Here is a 3,131-nt window from a genome sequence, read left to right as displayed (position 1 = left end):
GGACGGCGGCTGTGGACCGCCGCGCACGCCGCCGCCCAGGGCGGGTTCACCGCCGCGGCCGCCGAGCTGCTCGATCAGGCCGAACGCGAGCCCTCCCTGGAGGAGACGGACCGGATCTCCGTGGCCGTCATGCGAGCCATCGTGGCCGAGTTCGCCGGCTCGCCCGATGACGCGATGGACCTGATCAAGCCCTGGATCCCACGCGTCCTGCGGATCGACCGGCGCCGCTTCGCCCCGACCGTCGCGATGTACGGCAACCTCGGTGTCCGCGCCAACCGGCCACAGGCCTGGGCCGACCTCGCCGACTGGCTCGACGGGATCGGGCCGGCCCCGGACGACTCGGACGACCCGGAGGACGCGCTGCTCCTGCTCCTTCGCAACGCCGGCCGGGCACGAACAGGCCGCGATCCGGGACCGGCCGTACGCGACCGCGCGGTGATCGCATCGATCACCGATCCGATCACGATGACCCTGGCGGGGTCGATCACCCGCGCGCTCGGCGACCATGAGCTGAGCGGGCGCCTGTTCCGCAACGCCGGGCAACTGGCACGCAACAGCGGCGCCCTCGGCGCGCTCGCGTGGAACCTCGAGTACCAGGCGGCTGATGAGATCTCGCGCGGCAGGCTGGGGCTCGCCGAGGCCCACGCCGAGGAGGGTTGCCAGTTCGCCGCCGAGGTCGGCCAGCCGAACACGGCATGCCGCAACCGAGGGCTGCTCGCGCTGTCCGCGGCCATCCGGGGCCGGGCGGACGCCGGCGAGCTGGCCTCCGGCGTGCTGGCCGAGGCGAGCGACCGCGACCTGGCCGACACCAAGTTCTACGCCAGGCGGGCACTCGGGCTCATCGAGCTGGTCGCGGGCAGGCATCGCGAGGCCGTACGGCACTTCGAGGCGGTGGGCGGCTGGGACGCCGACGCGCCCCCGGACCTCGCCATGGCCATCGTCCCCGACCTCGTCGAGGCCCTGGTCCGCGCCGGCGAGCGGGATCGGGCCGCCGCGGCCACGGCCCGCTACGCGCGGTGGACCGAACGCATCGCCTCGCCGGACCTGGGCGCACTCGCGGCCCGCTGCCAGGCGCTGGTCCGCACCGATGGAGGCGCCGAGGCCCACTACGCCGAGAGCCTGCGGCTGCATGCCAGGTCGGACGCTCCGCTGGAGCACGCCCGGACGGAACTGCTGTTCGGCGAGCAACTGCGGCGTGACCGGCGACGTTCCGAGGCTCAGGAACACCTGCGCGCCGCGGCGGAGACCTTCCGCCGCATCGGCGCCCTCACCTGGGCCGAGCGCGCGCTGGGCGAGCTGCGCGCCACCGGGGAGTCGGCCCGGACCCGCGCGCCCGAGGCGGACACGCTGAGCACGCTCACCCCACAGGAACTGCGCATCACGCTGGCCGTCGGAGAGGGGCTGACCAACCGGGAGATCGCCGGGCAGCTGTTCCTCAGCCCACGCACCGTGGACTACCACCTGCGCAAGGTCTTCCAGAAGGCCGGCATCACCTCGCGGGCCGAGCTCATGCGGCTGGTCCTCGCCGAGCGATCCGCCTGAGACCGGCGATTTCACTGATTCGGCGGCCGCCTGGGCCTTACTAACGTGGGGGCGTCAATCCCTCACGGGTCATGACGATGTGGGCCGGTGGGGCACACGAGTGCCATGCCCGCAAGCCCATCGTCGGCCCTGGAGCGTGCCGGATCGGCTCGCTCCCGGAACATTCACCGAAGGAACACGTTCATGTCTTCCGCGGATATCGACGACGGCCGGCGCGCCGGTCTCAAGCAGTGGCTCGGGCTGGTGGTGCTGGTCCTGCCCGCCATGTTGCTGTTCATGATGCTCACCATCCTGTTCCTGGCCATTCCCCAGCTGGCCGCGGAGCTCCGGCCGACCAGCACCCAGTCATTGTGGATCATCGACATATACGGGTTCCTGATGGCCGGGCTGCTGGTCACCATGGGCACGCTGGGAGACAGGATCGGTCATCGCCGATTGCTTATCGCCGGCGCGGTCGTCTTCGCCCTGGTCTCGCTGGCCGCCGCGAACACCTCCGACCCCGCTCTGCTGATCCTGTGGCGAGCCGTCCTGGGCGTCGCGGCCGCCACCCAGATGCCCGCCACCCTGGGCCTGATCTTCGCCACGTTCGCCGACGCGCGGCAGCGGGGAGTCGCCGTCGGCGTGTGGTCGGGCGGCATCTCCGTGGGCACCGGCCTCGGGCCCGTGCTCGGCGGGGCGCTGCTGGAGACGTACTCCTGGCGTGCGGCGTTCCTGGTGGCCGTGCCGGTCATGGTGGTGGTGGCGATCGGCGCCCTCCTGCTGCTGCCCGACAACCGCAACCCGGCGGCGGGCCGGCCCGATCTGTTCAGCGTGGCGCTGTCGCTGGCGACACTGCTGCCCGTCGTCTACGGCGTCAAAGAGCTGGGCAAGGCCGGCACTCTCGCGACGGCGCTGGTGAGCATCGTGGTCGGGCTGGCGTTCGGAGGGTGGTTCGTGCTGCGCCAGCTGCGGCTGCCGGAGCCGCTGCTGGATGTGCGGCTGTTCGCCCACCGCGCGGTCAGCGGTGCGCTGGGCGTCTTCCTGCTGGCCGCGATCGCGCTCGGCGGCGTGTACCTGCTGGTCACGCAGTACCTGCAGCTGGTGGAGGGGCTCTCCCCGCTGCAGGCGGGGCTGTGGGTGCTGCCGGGGGCGGCCCTGCTGGTGCTGGTCTCGACGGTCTCCCCGATCCTGGTACGGCGGGTCCGCCCGGGGTATCTCATCGCGGCCGGACTGGTCGTACAGGTGATCGGCTACCTGATGCTCACCCAGGTCGGCGCCGTCGGCGGGCTGCCGCTGCTGGTCGCGGGCTTCATGGTGCTCTATCCGGCGGTCGCGCCGTCCATGGCGCTGACCACCAACCTCGTCGTGGGCTCTGTGCCGCCGCAGAAGGCGGGCGCGGCCTCCGGGCTCGCGACAACCTGCAGCGACCTGGGCATCTCGCTCGGCATCGCCATCATCGGCAGCATCGGCGCCGCCGTCTACCGTAGCCGGATCAGCGGCGAACTTCCCGGCGGCCTGCCACCGGAAGCCGTCGCGGCCGGCAGCGACAGCCTCGACGGGGCGGTCTCGGCGGCACGGGGGTTGCCGGGCGAGCTCGCCGCGCAGGTCCT

Annotated in this window: 2 protein-coding genes; both read left to right on the top strand. The window is 72.5% G+C overall.

The annotated features are described in order from the left end of the window. On the top strand, positions 1–1,542 hold a 1,542-nt coding region (locus tag ACWDX9_RS61735), incomplete at its 5' end, for a helix-turn-helix transcriptional regulator (RefSeq protein WP_449973187.1). A gap of 183 nt (positions 1,543–1,725) precedes the next feature. Beyond that, positions 1,726–3,131, top strand: a 1,406-nt coding sequence (locus ACWDX9_RS61730) for an MFS transporter (RefSeq protein WP_449973186.1), incomplete at its 3' end; no start/stop codon positions are given.

The organism is Nonomuraea sp. NPDC003201 (genome assembly GCF_053590415.1).
This window is presented reverse-complemented; position numbering and strand designations above follow the sequence as displayed.